The sequence below is a fragment of the Amycolatopsis sp. NPDC049868 genome (genome assembly GCF_044461365.1).
Taxonomy (GTDB): domain Bacteria; phylum Actinomycetota; class Actinomycetes; order Mycobacteriales; family Pseudonocardiaceae; genus Amycolatopsis.
In genome coordinates this window covers 33,955-49,807 of the sequence record NZ_JBITKV010000003.1, presented here as the reverse complement: position 1 = coordinate 49,807, position 15,853 = coordinate 33,955, and the positions used below count along the sequence as shown (strand labels likewise).

The following is a 15,853-nucleotide window of genomic DNA, read 5'->3' as shown; positions in this document are numbered from 1 at the left end:
TGAACGGCGGTCCGAGCAGCCCCCTCGGCAACCACGCCACGATCTCGCCTTCGCCGGCGGCGGTTCACGCGTACCCCCGAACGCGATGAACCGCTCTCGGTAATCACTCCGGTCCCCACCGCGATTAATCGAAAAATATCGGCAGAACACCTAGCGAAGGCAGTAATCGGTCGCTAGGTTGATGATCACAAACGCAGCGCGATACCTGCCCCGGAACGCGCTGTCATCCCCCGAACCCCGCGGGCCGGTGCCGTTGCACTCCCCTCCCCCGACCGGCACCGGTCCGCGGTCTCCAACCTTCAGCTGACGCCCTTCACCCGCGTGACGAGTACCGCGGCGATGACGGTGGACAGCGCCGAAGCCGCGAAGAGGCTCGGATATCCGCCCAGATAGGCCAGGATCGGCGCGGTCAGCATCGGCGCCACCACCTGTGGCAGCGAGTTCGCGATGTTGATGACCCCGAGGTCCTTCGCCCGGTCCTGCGCGGCGGGCAGCACCTGCGTGAGCATCGCGAGCGCGACGGCCATGTACGCGCCGAAACCGACTCCCAGCAGCGGTGACGCCGCGAGCGCGGCGGTCCAGTTCTGCCAGACGACCAGCAGCAGGGCGGCGACGGCCATCACCGCCGACGCCGCGAGGACGTACGGCTTCCGGCGTCCCGTCTTGTCGGAGAAGTGCCCGGCGATGAGCGCGCCGACGATGAGCGCCGCGCCGTAGAGGCCCATCATGATCAGCAGTCCGGTGTCCGGGTCTTCGTAGTGCACCGCGTCCTTGAGGAAGAACAGCAGGTACAGCGTCCCGAAGGCGTTGCCGAGCCCGATCATGAAGTGGCAGCCCCACGCCCAGGCGAAATCCGGATGCCTGCGCGGGGAGATCCACAGATTCGCGAGCACGTCCCGGATACGGGCGGACGGCCGGAACGCGACCGGCAGCCGCGCGTCCGGCGTGCGCAGGACGAACGCCGCCGCGCCCGCCAGCACGATGGCCGCGCACACCGCGTATCCCAGCGGGAGCCCGGCGAGGTCGAGCATCACCACGACCACCACCGCGCCGAGCACGGTCCCGAGCATCTGCGCGATGCCGACCAGCCCGCCGACCTGAGCGCGCTGCGGCACGGGCACCCGGTCGGCGATCGCCGAGACCAGCATGGCGAGCATTCCGTTCAAACCCGCCTGGACCAGGCACCAGCCGAGCACCATGACCGCGACGTTCGGCGCGAAGGCGAGGACGAGCAGTCCGGCCGCGGCGACCGCCGCACCGGCGGCCGTCCAGGGATGACGACGGCCGCGGGCGTGGCAGGTGCGGTCCGAGAGCAGGCCGACGACCGGGTTGGCGATCAGCGCGACGACCGCACCGATACCGGTGACCAGGCTGAACACCGCTTCCTTGTTGGCGGCGTCCAGCAGTTCGGCCTGTTTGGGCAGGAGGACCTGGATGGGCGCGTAGATTCCCAGCCAGAGCGCGATGTTCGCGAAGAACAGCAGGCTCATCCACCCCGCGCGGACCCTGGCGGCCGGCTCGGCGAGCGCCTCGGGCAGGTCCCGGACCTCACTCATGGCGGATCAGTTCCCGGTACCAGCCGAAGGAGTCCTTCGGCGTGCGCTTCTGCGTCTCGTAGTCGATGTGCACCAGACCGAAGCGCGGCTGGTAGCCCTTCGACCATTCGAAGTTGTCCATCAGCGACCAGACGAAGTACCCGCGGACGTCGACACCGGCGTCCATCGCTTCGCGCACCGCGACCAGATGGCTGTCGAGGAAGTCGATGCGTTCCTGGTCGTGGACGTGGCCGTCTTCGGCGACGACGTCGTCGAAACTGCAGCCGTTTTCGGTGATGTAGACGGGCGGGAGGTGCTCCCGGTAGCGCTCGTGGAAGCCGACGAGCAGCTCGCGCAGCCCGTGCGGAACGATGGGCGAATCGTTGGTGGTCATGGGATATCCCTCGATCGCGCGAAGCTCGAAGGGCAGCGGATTGCCTTCGCCGGGCGCGGCGACGCCCTGCGGCTCGTAGTAGTTCACCCCGTAGAAGTCGAGGGGCTGCGCGATGGTCGGCAGATCGTCGGCGAAATCCGACGGGAGATGCGCGACGACTTGTTCGGGATATCGGCCGAGCAGCACCGGATCCGCGTAAGTGCGATTGATGAGAGCGTCGATCCATTCGCCCGCGGCCTTGTCCTCCGGTGAATCGGAGGCGGGCCAGATCGGCGAATGATTGTTGGCCGTACCGACACCGCGGGCACCGGCCGCGCGCAACGCTTGGACCGCGAGACCGTGCGCGAGATTCTGGTAGTGCGCGGTGGGCAGGGCGTCGAGAAGGAGCGTCTTGCCGGGCGCGTACTCGCCGATGGCGTAGCCGAAGATCGACATGACCATGGGCTCGTTGAGCGGGATCCACATTTTCACCCGATCGGAGAACCGCTCGCCCACGATGGCGGCGTACTCCCCGAACCGTTCGGCGGTGTCGCGAGCGAGCCAGCCGCCCTTGTCTTCGAGCGCCTGCGGGAGGTCCCAATGGAAGAGCGTCCCGGTCGGCGCGATGCCCGCGGCGCAGACCTCGTCGAGCAATTTGTCATAGAAGGCAAGGCCTTCGGCGTTGGGCTTGCCTTCGCCGCCGGGCTGGATCCTGGGCCAGGCGAAGGACATGCGGTAGGCACCGACGCCGAGTTCGGCCATCAACGCGATGTCCTCGGAGTAGCGGTGGAAGTGATCGGCCGCTACCTTGGCGTGCTCAGCCCGCGCGATCTTTCCCTCCGTTTCGGTGAACGTGTCCCAAATGGACTGTCCCCGGCCGCCTTCCCCGGTCGCCCCCTCGATCTGGAAGGCGGAGGTCGAAACACCCCACAGGAATTCGGACGGGAAGGTCGGATTCTCCACCGGCGGCACACCTTTCCTCTTCAGACACGGCCGAACATGAAAAGTTCTCAGATACTATGCCTTCACTCGACCGGGGGGAACCCTGTCGGCACGATAAAGTCGCAGATCAGCGAAGGAGGAGCCCGAGTGTCCGACATCCAGGCCGCGAAACCGCAAGCGGAGACGACTCCGCTCCGGCGGCAGCCCGTTCAGCAGCGCAGCGCCAAGCGGGTGGAGCAGATGCTCGACGCCAGCGCCCAGCTGATCGACGAACTCGGTTACGACGCGTTGACGACCACACTGATCGCGAAGCGCGCAGGGGTGGCCGTCGGTTCGCTGTACCAGTTCTTCCCCGACAAGCGGGCCGTGGTGCAGGCGCTGACGCAGCGGAACCTCGAACGGTTCGTCGCGTCGGTGTCGGAAACCCTGAACGAGCTCGCGCCCGAGCACTGGTGGGACGTCGTGGACTCGATCCTCGACATCTACTTGGCGATGCACCGCGAGGTCCCCGGCTTCTCGAAGGTCCACTTCGGTGACGTCGTGGACAGACAGCTCCTCGACGAGACGCGCGACAACAACGCGGTCATCGTCGACGCGCTCACCGACGTGCTTTCCGCGCGGATCCAGTCGCCGCCGGACGACATCCGGTTCGCGCTGACGATCGCGAACGAGACCGCCGACGCGCTGCTGAAGCTGGCGTTCCGCCGTGACCCGCGAGGGGACGAGCGGATCGTGGCGGAGGCGAAGTCGGTGGTGAAGGGTTACCTGGCGAGCAAGTTCGGGGAAGCCTGAGGTTTGTTCTGCCCACGTCCATCCATTGTGGACTCCCGGTGGCGCTTCCCGAGCGGCTTGGTGATGTCCTGAAGGCCCCCTTTGAGACGTTGAATGTCTCAAAGGGGGCCTTCAGGACACCGCCGGTTCCCCGCTGCTCCATTCGTGTCCGCCAGCGCCCGAACCCGCCGTCCCACCAGTCACACGATTCCCAGCAACCACGCCCACAAGCCCGCCGACCTGGCCTTATCCGGTTGTCCACATAAGTTGTCCACACCCACCCACAGTTGTGGACAACCTGCCCCCTCACCCCTCCGAACCCGATTCCCCGACACCCCCTCCCGATACGCTGGTGCAGGGCACGCCCCCAGGGACGGGTGGGGGTGGGGTCGCGGGGCTCAGCCGAAGTTTTGGGATTCGCCTCGGTAGGTGGGGACGGTCCGGTCGACGCGGTCGCCGACGACGACGTGGTAGTGCGTGAAGCGTTCGGCCAATTCGCCGGCCTTCGCGTGGCGCAGCCAGACGCGGTCGCCGAGCCGCAGGTGGCGGGCCGCTTCGCCGGAGACGGGGGTTTGGACTTCGCCGGCGCCTTCGAATCCGAGTAGCGAGAGACCTTCTGGCAGGTAGGGCGTCGGAAGTCGCGAAGACTCCGCGGGGCCTGAAGCGATGTAGCCGCCGGAGAAGAGCGTCGCGACCTTCGGCGCCGGACGGCGGACCACGGGGAGCGCGAACAGCGCGGCCGGGCGCGGCGAGAAGTGCGCGTAGCCGTCGAAGAGCGTCGGCCCGATCAGGCCGGAGCCCGCCGCGATTTCGGTGACGGCCGCTTCGGCACCGGTCGATTCCACACTGCCGCTGCCGCCGCCGTTGACGAACTCCAGATCCGCCAGCGCGCGGACGGCCCGAACGGCGGCCGCGCGGCGCTTCGCGATTTCCACAATGGACTTTCGCTGCATCCAGCCGACGAGCGAGTTCTTGACGCCGCCGCCCGCCGCGTCGCCGAGCCCGGCGATCTGGCCTTCGTAAGCCATCATCCCGACAAGCCGGAAACCCTTGCGGGACAAGATGGTCCGAGCCAGGTCCGCGGCCTGCCGCGGACTGAACACCGGCGAACGCCGGGTGCCGACGTGCACTCCGGGCAGTGGCCGCCACGAAGCGTCGAGCTCCAGGCAGACCCGGATTTCGGGGTGCCCCTGTCCCAGCGCGGCATCGACCAGGTCGAGATGTTCGGGCGAGTCGACCATGATCGAGATCGCCGCCCGCGCGCGGTCGTTCGCCGCCAGCCTCCGCAGTGCTCCGTGGTCGGCGGTCGGGTACGCCACCACGATGTCCTCGGACGTCCCCTGCTCGACATGCCAGACGGCTTCGGCGAGCGAGTAGCACATGAGGCCTTCGAAACCGGGCCGCGCGAGGACCCGTTCGAGCAGATACCGGCAGCGCACGGATTTGCTGACCACGCGGATCGGCTTGCCGTTCGCCCGCCGAAGCAGGTCGGCGCCGTTCGCGTCGAACGCATCCAAGTCGACAATCGCGAACGGAGGATCCAGGTCCTTCGTCGCCAAGTCGTACACCGTCGCACTGGTCACCCGAACTAAGGTACGACAGAAGGGCTTGAAACGCGAATACTATTCACTTACTGTTTCGGCACTCGGACAGCTCAAGGGCAGCAGCTCACGAAACGGGTGGCTCATGACACGGTGGAGCAACTGGGCCGGCACCGCGACGGCGTCGCCGCTGCGCGTGCACCGGCCGCGTGACACGGACGCGATCGCCGAGGCGATCGGCCGGTCCACCGCGGACGGACGGCGCCTGCGCCCGCTCGGCAGCGGCCACTCGTTCACCGCGATCGCCGCCGCGAACTCGGACGCCATGGACCTGACCGGCTGGACCGGAATCGCGTCGGCCGACGTCGCGAAAGGCCTGGTCACGGTCCGTTCGGGGACCACGCTCAAGCAGCTCAACGCCGAACTCGACGCACTGGGCCTGGCGATGACCAACCTCGGCGACATCGACGCGCAGACCGTCGCGGGCGCGATCTCCACTGGTACCCACGGCACCGGGGCCCGGCTCGGCGGGCTCGCCACCCAGATCGCCGCGCTCGAACTCGTACTCGCCGACGGCACCGTGGTCACCTGTTCGGCGGACGAACGCCCCGACCTCTTCGCCGCGGCGAGGGTCGGGCTGGGCGCGCTCGGCGTCATCAGCACGGTCACCCTGCAGTGCGAACCGTCGTTCCTGCTCTCCGCCCAGGAGCGGCCGGAACCACTCGAACAGGTCCTCGAAGGCTTCGACCGGTTCGCCGACGAGAACGACCACTTCGAGTTCTACTGGTTCCCCTACGGCAAGAACGCCCTGGTCAAGCGCAACAACCGGCTTCCCGCGGGTAGCGAACGCCGGCCGCTGAGCAAGCTGAAGGAGTTCGTCGACTACGAGGTCACGGAGAACGTCGCGTTCGGCGGACTGTGCCGTCTCGGCCGCGCGGTGCCGAAGCTCGTGCAGCCGCTCGGCCGGTTCGCCTCGAACATCCTCTCCGCCCGCGAGTACAGCGACACGTCGCATCGCGTCTTCGTCACCCATCGCGGTGTGCGGTTCGTCGAGTCGGAGTTCGCGATCCCGCGCGAAGCGCTGCACGACGTCTTCTCCGAACTCCGCGCGTTCGTCCCGAAGCTGGAGAACCCGGTCGCGTTCCCGGTCGAGGTGCGCGTCGCCGCGGCGGACGACATCTGGCTCTCGACCGCGAACGGCCGCGACTCGGCCTACATCGCGATCCACCAGTTCGTCGGCATGCCCTACCGGGAGTACTTCGCCGGATTCGCGTCGATCGTCGGCGAGGTCGGCGGCCGCCCGCACTGGGGCAAGATGCACGACCTCGACGCCGCGACGCTGCGCTCGCGGTACCCGCGCTTCGACGACTTCCTGCGGGTCCGCAAGGAGGTGGACCCGGCCGGGGTCTTCACGAACACGTACCTCGACCGGGTCCTCGGCACTCCCTAAGCTGTTTCAAACAGCGCGCTGACCGACTCTCCGTTGTGGATCCGGCGCATCGCCTCCGCCAGCGCGGGCGCGATCGACAGGACCCGCAGCTTCGGGCTCTGCTCCTCCGGCGGGATGGGCACCGTGTTCGTGCAGACGACCTCCAGCACGTCGGGCTGGCTGCCGATCCGCTCGAGCGCGCCGCTGGAGAAGAGGCCGTGCGTGCAGGCGACGCGGATCGAACGCGGCTTCAGTTCCCGGAGTTTGCCGAGCAGTTCGATCACCGTGCTGCCCTTGGCGATCTCGTCGTCGAGGACGATCACGTCGCGGCCGGTGATCTCGCCGATCACAGAGCTGATCTCGACCCTGTCATCGGCGAAGCGCTGCTTCGCGCCCGCTGCGACCTGAACGCCGAGCAGGCGGGCGAAATGCGCGGCCTCCTTGGCGTTGCCGAGATCCGGCGAGACCACGGTGGTCGCGGACAGGTCGTACTGGCGGAAATGCTTCGCCAGTTCCTGCAACGCGTGCAGGTGATCGACCGGGACGCTGAAGAACCCATGGACCTGCGGCGAGTGCAGTGTCATCGCGAGGACGCGATCGGCGCCGGCGGTCGCCATCAGGTCGGCGACGAGACGGCCGCCGATCGAGATCCGCGGCGCGTCCTTCTTGTCCGACCGGGCATACGAATAGTGCGGCATGACGACGGTGATCCGCTTCGCCGAAGCACCCCGCGCGGCGTCCAGCATCAGCAGCAGCTCGACGAGATGTTCCTGCACCGGCCGCACCAACGGCTGGATCAGGAAGACGTCGCGCTCGCGGCAGTTCGCTTCGAGCTGGACTTCGAGACAGTCGTTGGCGAACCGCTGCACCTTCACCGGATACAGGGGAACACCGAGATGGGCGCAGATCTCTTCGGCGAGCTCGGGATGTGCGCTGCCACTGAAGACCGCGATGTCCTCGCGCAAGGACCTTCTCCGTTCAGTCAAAAGACGGATTACGTCCACACACTAGAGTTTCACAGAGCGGAAACGGCCTGAGAGATAGGAGTATCACCCGCGATCGTGGTGAGGATACGTCCCGCCGTCGACGGATCGTCGAGCAGCGCGACGAGGACCGCGGCGACGTCCTGACGGGGAATGGGGCCACGCTCGGTGGATTCGGCGATCAGGATCTTGCCGGTGCCCTCGTCGTTGGTGAGCTGCCCCGGCCTCAGGATCGTCCAATCGAGATCGCGGGCACGCAGATCGTCCTCGGCCGCTTTCTTGGCTTTGAGGTACATCCGGAAATCGTCCGGTACGTCCGCGGTCTCCCAAACGTCGGCGTTGATGGAGCCGACCTGGATATGCCGCCGCACGCCCGCCTGCTCGGAAGCCGCCGCGAAGAGTGCCGCGGCCGCCCTGTCCACAGTGTCCTTACGGGCCGTCCCGCTGCCGGGCCCGGCGCCTGCCGCGAAGATGGCGGCGTCGGCGCCGTCGAGCACCTTGGCGACGGCGTCCACATCGGACTTTTCCAGATCGAGGACGACCGCTTCGGCACCAGCCGCTTCGAGATCGGCTACGTGGCCGGGGTTCCGTACGATCCCCACCGCCTGATCACCGCGCGCGGAGAGCAGTTTCTCCAGCTTCAGCGCGATCTGTCCGTGTCCACCCGCAATGACTACTCGCATGGACCCGACCGTAGCGCGTTCAGTCCACTTCGGCAGGAAGCTCGGTCTCCCGAAGCAGCTGGTCGTAGACGATCTCGTTGACCAGGCGCGAGACCGGGTCCTCGTCGAGGATCATGCGCTCGCTGTGGCCCTCGAGGTCGAGGTCGGCCACGGCGTTGGGGTCGGCGGTGACGATGCCGAGCCCGTACGCGCGGGCGCGCGGCAGGCAGTTGCCGACGTAGTCTTCCGTCAGTACGGCTGGCGATGGGAGCACCATCGCGGCCTCGCCGTAACGTGCGAACGGAACCGCGGAGGCCATCGCGGTGCGCCAGTGCCGGGCGACCGCGAGGACGCCGATGATCTCGGCGGCCGGCGCGGGTGCGGTCGCGGCCAGCTCTGGCCATGTCCAGGTGTCGACGGTGGCGCGATCGACGACGGGACCCATGCCCATCGCGATGCGCTCCGCGTGCACGTCGGTACGGAGCCGGGCGACCACGCAGATCTTGCGGCCGAGCACGGTGGTCTCCGGCAAGACGATGCCGTTCCAGCCGAGCAGGGCCGCCGCCTTGCGCGAAAGCTCCCCGACGCTCGCGGGCAGTTCGATCGGCGGCACCACCCGGCTCGGCAGTGACCGGCTGCGCTTCGCGCCACCGGCGACCGTCGAGCTCTCCATGTTCGGTGTAGCCGCCACGTTCCGCCTCCTTCGAACCTGGTTTCCCTAGGGCTCGTCATCCCGTGCCACCTCGGTGGAAGCGGCACATGACCTGTCTAACAGGGCGGGGAGGCGGCGGCGCCGGACAACGGGAGTGGCTGCGATCGGCGGCGCCTTGTCATCGGTGACCGGTCGGTAGGCGGTCATCGGACTTCAGTCCGACCGTGCCGCCAACCGAGTGAGGGAGAGGTAAGTGGTGTTACCCGGCGTCTCCGAACGGTCACGAGTACGGACTGATCGCCACCGAACATCGGCGTGGCAAGCGAAGTAGTGCGTTAGGCCATTCAGCCCAATGAATACTTATTCCACTTTGGACCTTCGCAGGTCAGGTCAAGAGATCGTCGCGGTACGAAGAAGTTCTTCGACGCCCGGCGTCCGCCACTCGTCCATCACCACGATTTGCCTGTCCGCAAGGAACCAGATCCGCTGAGTCACTCGCGCCTCGCCGCTTCCGCCCGTCTGTCCACGAGGAACACACTGGATCGTCCACTCCTCGTAGGTCGCCGTCGCGCCGCCGACCGGTGCGGTGGCGGAAGCCGTCCGCGCGGCGTCACCCTCTTGGCGGAGGTCCTTCCGCCCGGCGGCGTTGCAGGCCCGTCCGCCCGCGCTGCGCCGGTAGAACTCCCCCGGCCGGTACGGCGGCTGCTCGGCGGACCGCTGGGTGTTGTCCGTGAGGAGGACGTACTTGCAGTTGAAGTACTTCTTCGGATCCGGACAGCCTGGCCCGACGAGCACCTTCTCCAGCCCCTGCGAGACCACGGACCAGTCCTGCGGCAGATGCAGGGTGAGCGCGCCCGCCGAAACGTCGGTGACACCCTGCGCGGGCGGAGCGGACGACGTGCCTTTGAGCACCTTTCCGCTGGTCACGCCGTCGACAAGGGCGGGGTTCAGCAGATCGGCGACTTTGTCGTAGGGCAGTGTGAGGTCCTGGACGCTGCAGGCGGTGGTGAAGCCCAGGTCGGTCATGTTCGCCGTGACCTCGAGGGCGGTCGGCGCGAACGCGAGCCACACCTTCGGGTCTCCGGTGAGGTCGGCTGCCTGGAGCGGCCGGTACGGGAAAATTGTGCTCGGAGGGCCGCACTGCTCCTTGTCAGGCCAGAGCCGCTCGGTCAGTTCTCGCAGGCCCTCGTCGGTGAACTTCCCGGGGGCGAACAGTTCGGCCGGCGTGAGCGCCTTGCCCTCCTTGAGGTCGATCGTCACCGTCGCGCGGCCGTGCCCCCAGGTCGGATGCGGTTTGTTCACGAGGTCGCTGGTGTAGCGGACGGAGAGGTACCGCTCGTTCTCCGAGCGGATGTCGGCCTTGGTGGTCAGCGTGTACGGGCCGCGTTCCGGCTCCAGCTTGGCGGCGCCGGGGCCGGTTTTGCGGTTCCAAGCGTCGATCGGCGCCATCAGCGCGTCGTTGACCCGTTTGAGCCAGGCTTGATCGGGCGAACCGGTCACCACCGGGTGGTCGCCGGTGTAGGCGAGGGTCGTGCCGGGCACCGTCCCGGACTCGGTCTTCATGGCGACCTTGAGCGCGACGGCCTGCTGCGTGGTCGGCGGCGGCGGTGACGGGGTGCTCGCGTCGGAGAAGACGACCACCGAACCGACCACGGCGGCCGTCGCCGCGATGACCCCGGCGGTGATCTTCAGCCCGACCGCGATCCCGCCGGTCGACGCGGCCGCCGCACCCGTTCCGGCGGCGGCGACGCCGGGCGCGGCCGCCGTACCGGCGCTGAGCAGGACCAACGGCGTCGCCGCGGCGAGCACGCCCGCCGCCTTCGCCAGCCGTGACCAGCCCTTGCGTTCCCATTCGTCGCCGTACCCAGCGCGGGCGACGCGTTCCAGCTCGCTGACGAACACGAGCGCGTCGACCGGTCGTTTGGACGGGTCCTTCGCCATGCCCAGCGCGACGATCTCGTGCACCGGCTGGGGGACTTCACCGAACGGGATGGGCGCGTGTTCGTGCAGCGTGCGCAGCACTTCGGTCTGCTCGGCCTCGTACGGCCGGTGCCCGGCGACGCAGTGGAAGAACACGCAGGTCGCGGCATAGACGTCGGTCGCGGGAGTGGCCTGCCCGCCGGACCACTGCTCGGGCGCCATGTACGCGGGCGTGCCGACGGACGGGCCGCGTTCACCCGCCAGGACGGCCGTGCCGAAGTCGACCAGCTTGCTCTCGCCGGTGTCGGCGACGAGGACGTTGGCCGGTTTGTAGTCCCGGTGGACGACGTTGGCGGAGTGCGCCGCGGCGAGCCCGAGCAGCGATCCCTTCAGGACGGCGAGGGCGGCTTCGGGTTCGAGAGCGCCTTCGGCCTGGAGCACGGAACGCAGGGAGACGCCGTTGATCGCCTCCATGACGATCGCCGCACCCTGCGGCGTCTCGAAGAACTCGTACAGCTTCACGACATGCGGACTCGACACCCGGTGCAGCGCCAGCGCCTCCTGGCGGAACGCGTCGAGATAGGCGGGCTCGGCGGCGAAGCGGGAGAAGAGGTACTTGATCGCGACGACGTGACCGGTGTTCTCCTGGCGCGCGAGCACCACTCGGCCGAAGGTGCCGGTGCCCAGCTGCTCCAGCTCTGTGAAGCCGGGCAGTCTCCACTCGTCGCTTAGTTCCACTTTGCCTCTTCCAGGATCTTGTCGAGGCCTGGAGTGTTCCACTCGTCCACGATCACGAGCTGCGTTTTCGGCAGGAACCAGACCCGCTGAGTGACGCTACCGCCACCAGAACACGTGAGCCTCCACTCTTCGTAGGCCGCCTTCTTCGTCCCGATCGAACGAAGTTCCTTCGTCTGGAGGACAGGCGCCCCTTGGGTCTCCCCCGGTGCCCCGAGGGAGTGACACGGACGCGGGCCGTTGGACCGGTTGTAGGGCTTGCCCGGTTCATACGCCGGCGTGGCCGGATCGACCCGCGAGTTGTCGCTGAAGACCACGCCCGCGCAATGGAACGGCTGCGTGCACTGGTCGGCGGTCACCAGGTAGCGCTCGATGGGGTCACCGGAGAGCAGCCGCCAGTTTTCCGGTGTGGTGATGGTGAAGGCGCCGACGTTGTCCTCTTTGGACCGTTTGCCCTGCGTACCGCCGAGCAGATACGCGACCGCGGGACTCAGCAGGCCGCGCAGCCGTTCGTAGGGCACGGTGACGGTCGTCGGATTGCAGACCATCGGGTAGCCGAGCGCGAAGGCGGCGACGCGGAACTCCATCCCGTTCGCCGCGGGCGCCGCCTGCACGATCGCCCCGTCCTGGGTGTACCGGTCCGACATCGCTCCCGCGGGAAGGTGCTCCGGTTCCGACGGCGGCGTGGCGAGGCACTCGCCCGGTTTGGCCGAGGCGTACATCCGGTCTTCCACCATCCGCATCCGCCCGGCGTTGCCGTCGACGTCGTCGAACAGGTCGGCCGTCGGGATCACGTCGCCGTCGGACAGGTCGATCACGAGGGTCCGGACGGCGTAGCCGCCGTGGTTCCCGAGCTGGACCGTTTCGACCGAACGTTCGTAGACGACCGAGATCAGCTTGTCGTCCTGGCGCAGGACCTCGGCGGTGGTGGACATATGCGGGATGTCGCCGTCGGGTTCCTTCTCCGGCGGCTCGCCCGGCGGCCAGATGTTCGTGAGCCAGCCGTCGATCGGCGCCATCAGCGCCTTGTTGACCCGCTCCTCCACGGCCTTGTCCTTCAGCCCGCTGATCCGGACGTATTTCCCGTTGAAGTCGAAGCCGTCGAGCTTCTCGGTGCGGGTGAGCAGCTCGACCTTCATCGCGGCGACGGTCGCCGTCCGTGGCGGCACTTCGTCGTCGCTGTTCGTGCCGACCACCACGACCGTCCCGACGGCGACCGCGGTGGCGGCGGCGACCGCGGCGGTGATCTTGAGGCCGAGCGCGATCCCGCCCCCGGCGGTGGCCGCGACCCCGCCACCCGCGAGGACCGGTGCGGCCGCGGTACCCGCGCCGAGCAGGGCCAGCGGGGACAGGGCGACCAGGACACCGGCGCCCTTGGCGAGCCAGTGCCAGCCGTTGCGCTCCCAGTCCTCGCCGTACGCCTTCCTGGCGGACGCCTCCAGCTCCGTGACGAACTCGGCCGCGCCCGACGGCCGCTGGGCGACGTCCTTCGCCATGCCGCGCGCGATGAGGTCGCGGACCGGTTCGGGGACCTCGCCGAACGGGATCGGGGCGTATTCGTGCAGCGTGCGGAGCACTTCGGTCTGCTCCGCCTCGTACGGCCGGTGTCCGACGACGCACTGGAAGAAGACGCAGGTCGCGGCGTAGACGTCGGTCGCGGGGGTGGCGACGCCGCCCGCCCACTGCTCGGGCGCCATGTACGCGGGCGTGCCCGCGGCGACCCCCGTCTGCCCGGCGAGCACGGCGATGCCGAAGTCGACGAGTTTGCTCTGCCCCTCACAGGTGACCAGGACGTTGGCCGGTTTGTAGTCGCGGTGGACGGTGCCCGCGGCGTGCGCGCCGGCGAGACCGAGCAGCGAACCCTTGAGGATGGCCAGCGCGGCTTCGGGTTCGAGCTTCTCCTGGCGGGCGAGGATCTCTTTCAGGGAAATTCCGTGAACGGCTTCCATGATGATCGCGGCCCCTTGTGGGGTCTCCACGAACTGGTGCAAACGGGCGATGTGCGGCCCCGAAACGCGGCTCAGGATCTGCGCCTCATGGCGGAACTCGGCCAGCCGCTGAGGGTCGGCGGCGAACCTCGCGTACAGGTATTTGATGGCCACGACCTGCGCGGATTCGTCGTGGCGGGCCAGCACGACCCGCCCGAATCCACCTTCGCCCAGCGACCCCAGCTCGGTGAAACCCGGCAAGGCCCAGTCGTCCACAGATTCCTCCGCGATTCCCGATCGTGTCCCCTTGGAGGTGAGCTGCGCCGCAGCGGTTCCCCGCCTTCCGGGTTTAGGGTTACCCGTCGGTCACTTAGCCCGTAGCGATGGAGGAACGATGCGTTCGCCGAAGGATTTCTTCGCCCCACTCGCGGTGGGGGCGCCGGAACCGCTCCGCCAGATCCCCGTGCCTCCTTCGCGGATGATCCATTTCTTCGATCCCAGCAACGAGAAGATGGCCGCCAAGGTCCCGGACATCGCCAAGAAGGTCGACGTCCTGCTCGGCAACCTCGAAGACGCCGTGCGCGCCGACCGCAAGGAGGCCGCGCGGAACGGGCTCGTCTCCATCGCGAAGTCGACCGACTTCGGCAAGACGCAGCTGTGGACGCGCGTCAACAGCCTCGACTCGCCGTGGGTGCTCGACGACCTGATCACGCTGGTCACCGAGATCGGCGACAAACTCGACGTGATCATGGTGCCGAAGGTCGAAGGCGCGCAGGACATCCACTACGTCGACAGGCTGCTCGCGCAGCTCGAAGCGCGGGCCGGGCTGACGAAACCGCTGCTGGTGCACGCGATCCTGGAGACCGCCAGCGGCGTCGCGAACGTCGAGGAGATCGCCGGCGCCAGCCCCCGGATGCAGGGCATCTCGCTCGGCCCGGCCGACCTCGCCGCGAGCCGCCGGATGAAGACCACCCGGGTGGGTGGCGGGCACCCCGGTTACCTCGTGCGCACAGACCCGACCGGCGAGGACCTGAACGAGGGACGCACGACCTACCAGCAGGATCTGTGGCACTACACCGTCGCGCGGATGGTCGACGCCTGCGCGGCGAACGGGATCCTGCCGTACTACGGGCCGTTCGGCGACATCCGCGACGTCGTGGCCTGCGAGGACCAGTTCCGCAACGCGTTCCTGCTCGGCTGCGTGGGCGCCTGGAGCCTGCACCCGGTGCAGATCGACATCGCCAAGAAGGTGTTCTCGCCTTCGCCCGAGGACGTCGCCTGGGCACGGCGCGTGATCGCCGAGATGGGCGATGGCACCGGTGCGGTGATGATCGACGGCAAGATGCAGGACGACGCCTCGGTGAAGCAGTGCCGGGTGGTCGCCGAACTCGCCGACGCCCTCGCCGCCGACGACCCCGAACTCGCCGCCGCGTATGACGCCGCGACCAAGGAGGCTTCCGCATGAACCCCCGGCGTTCCGTCCTCTACATGCCCGGCGCGAACGAAAGAGCGCTGGAAAAGGCCAAGACGCTGGACGCGGACGGCCTCATCCTCGACCTCGAAGACGCCGTCGCGCCCGACGCGAAGGAAGCCGCACGTGAACGCGTTTGCGCCGCCGCTTCGTCGAAGGAGTACGGCTCGCGCGAGGTGACCATCCGCATCAACGGCCTCGACACCGAATGGCACGACGCCGACCTTCGCGCCGCCGCGCAGGCGGGCCCGGCCGCGATCGTGGTGCCGAAGGTGAACTCGGCCGCCGAAGTGCACAACATCGAGCGCGCGCTGGAACTCGGCGGCGCGCCGGACCACACGAAGATCTGGGCGATGGTCGAAACCCCGGTCGCGATGCTGCACGCCGAGGAGATCGCCGCGGCGTCCGAGCGGCTGACCGTGCTGGTCATGGGCACGAACGACCTGGCGAAGGAACTGCACGCCGAGTTCGTCCCCGGCCGCGCGCCGCTGCTGGGCGGGCTTTCCCTCGCGCTGCTGGCCGCGCGCGCGACCGGCAAGGCCATCCTCGATGGCGTCTACAACGACGTGAAGGACCTCGAAGGCTTCGAGGCGGAATGCTTGCAGGGACGTCAGTTCGGCTTCGACGGCAAGACGCTGATCCACCCGGCGCAGCTGGAGCCGTGCAACCGGATCTTCGCGCCGTCCGAGGAGGAGATCACGCGGTCGCGCAAGATCATCGCGGCGTTCGAGGAGGCGCAGGCGGCCGGGCAGGGCGTGGTGACCGTGGACGGGCGGATGATCGAAAACCTGCACGTGGAGAACGCGCGGCGGATCCTGGCGCTGGCCGAGGCGATCGGCGGCTGACGCAACCACCTATCGATACCCACTTTCGAAACGGCCTAGAGTAGGCGCGTGGCTGATCAACGACGG

At 68.2% G+C, this 15,853-nt stretch carries 12 protein-coding genes; 4 read left to right on the top strand and 8 right to left on the bottom strand.

What is annotated here, in order from left to right; genetic code table 11:
- Positions 1 to 299: 299 nt before the first annotated feature.
- Positions 300 to 1,556 (bottom strand): MFS transporter, encoded by a 1,257-nt coding sequence (locus tag ACIBTM_RS13605; protein WP_395876836.1) that lies wholly within the window; start codon positions 1,554 to 1,556, stop codon positions 300 to 302.
- Positions 1,549 to 2,871, bottom strand: a complete 1,323-nt coding sequence (locus tag ACIBTM_RS13600) for a GH1 family beta-glucosidase (protein ID WP_395876835.1) — start codon at positions 2,869 to 2,871, stop codon at positions 1,549 to 1,551. Before ACIBTM_RS13600 ends, ACIBTM_RS13605 begins: the two co-directional genes overlap by 8 nt.
- A gap of 126 nt (positions 2,872 to 2,997) precedes the next feature.
- On the opposite strand from ACIBTM_RS13600, the gene ACIBTM_RS13595 reads away from it, so the two are divergent.
- Positions 2,998 to 3,642: a TetR/AcrR family transcriptional regulator gene (locus ACIBTM_RS13595; RefSeq protein ID WP_016330531.1), complete on the top strand. Its 645-nt coding sequence runs from the start codon at positions 2,998 to 3,000 to the stop codon at positions 3,640 to 3,642.
- Between the two features lie 377 nt (positions 3,643 to 4,019).
- On the opposite strand, the gene ACIBTM_RS13590 is transcribed toward ACIBTM_RS13595, so the two are convergent.
- Positions 4,020 to 5,204: an amino acid deaminase/aldolase gene (locus ACIBTM_RS13590; protein WP_395876834.1), complete on the bottom strand. Its 1,185-nt coding sequence runs from the start codon at positions 5,202 to 5,204 to the stop codon at positions 4,020 to 4,022.
- Between the two features lie 103 nt (positions 5,205 to 5,307).
- On the opposite strand from ACIBTM_RS13590, the gene ACIBTM_RS13585 reads away from it, so the two are divergent.
- Positions 5,308 to 6,612, top strand: coding sequence for a D-arabinono-1,4-lactone oxidase (locus ACIBTM_RS13585; protein WP_395876833.1), 1,305 nt, complete (start codon positions 5,308 to 5,310; stop codon positions 6,610 to 6,612).
- On the opposite strand, the gene ACIBTM_RS13580 is transcribed toward ACIBTM_RS13585, so the two are convergent.
- From ACIBTM_RS13580 to ACIBTM_RS13560, 5 genes are all read right to left on the bottom strand, one after another.
- On the bottom strand, positions 6,609 to 7,556 hold the full coding sequence (locus ACIBTM_RS13580; protein WP_395876832.1) for a ribose-phosphate diphosphokinase: 948 nt from the start codon (positions 7,554 to 7,556) through the stop codon (positions 6,609 to 6,611). The genes ACIBTM_RS13585 and ACIBTM_RS13580 overlap by 4 nt on opposite strands.
- 50 nt (positions 7,557 to 7,606) lie before the next feature.
- The gene (locus ACIBTM_RS13575; protein WP_395876831.1) at positions 7,607 to 8,257 is read right to left on the bottom strand and encodes an NAD(P)H-binding protein; all 651 of its coding nucleotides are present in this window, start codon (positions 8,255 to 8,257) and stop codon (positions 7,607 to 7,609) included.
- Positions 8,258 to 8,276: 19 nt separating this feature from the next.
- Entirely contained in the window at positions 8,277 to 8,927 is a 651-nt protein-coding gene (locus ACIBTM_RS13570) for a hypothetical protein (RefSeq protein ID WP_395876830.1), read from the bottom strand.
- Positions 8,928 to 9,278: 351 nt separating this feature from the next.
- Complete coding sequence (locus tag ACIBTM_RS13565) at positions 9,279 to 11,546, bottom strand: serine/threonine-protein kinase (protein WP_395876829.1); 2,268 nt, start codon at positions 11,544 to 11,546, stop codon at positions 9,279 to 9,281.
- Positions 11,537 to 13,747, bottom strand: coding sequence for a serine/threonine-protein kinase (locus ACIBTM_RS13560; protein ID WP_395876828.1), 2,211 nt, complete (start codon positions 13,745 to 13,747; stop codon positions 11,537 to 11,539). The genes ACIBTM_RS13565 and ACIBTM_RS13560 overlap by 10 nt, the downstream gene beginning before the upstream one ends.
- A gap of 118 nt (positions 13,748 to 13,865) precedes the next feature.
- Here ACIBTM_RS13560 and ACIBTM_RS13555 point away from each other — a divergent pair, with 118 nt between their 5' ends.
- Positions 13,866 to 14,936 carry a CoA ester lyase gene (locus tag ACIBTM_RS13555; RefSeq protein ID WP_037333861.1) on the top strand — a complete coding sequence of 357 codons (1,071 nt, stop codon included), beginning with the start codon at positions 13,866 to 13,868 and terminating at the stop codon, positions 14,934 to 14,936.
- Positions 14,933 to 15,787: an HpcH/HpaI aldolase/citrate lyase family protein gene (locus ACIBTM_RS13550; protein WP_395876827.1), complete on the top strand. Its 855-nt coding sequence runs from the start codon at positions 14,933 to 14,935 to the stop codon at positions 15,785 to 15,787. The genes ACIBTM_RS13555 and ACIBTM_RS13550 overlap by 4 nt, the downstream gene beginning before the upstream one ends.
- The last annotated feature ends 66 nt before the right edge of the window (positions 15,788 to 15,853 follow it).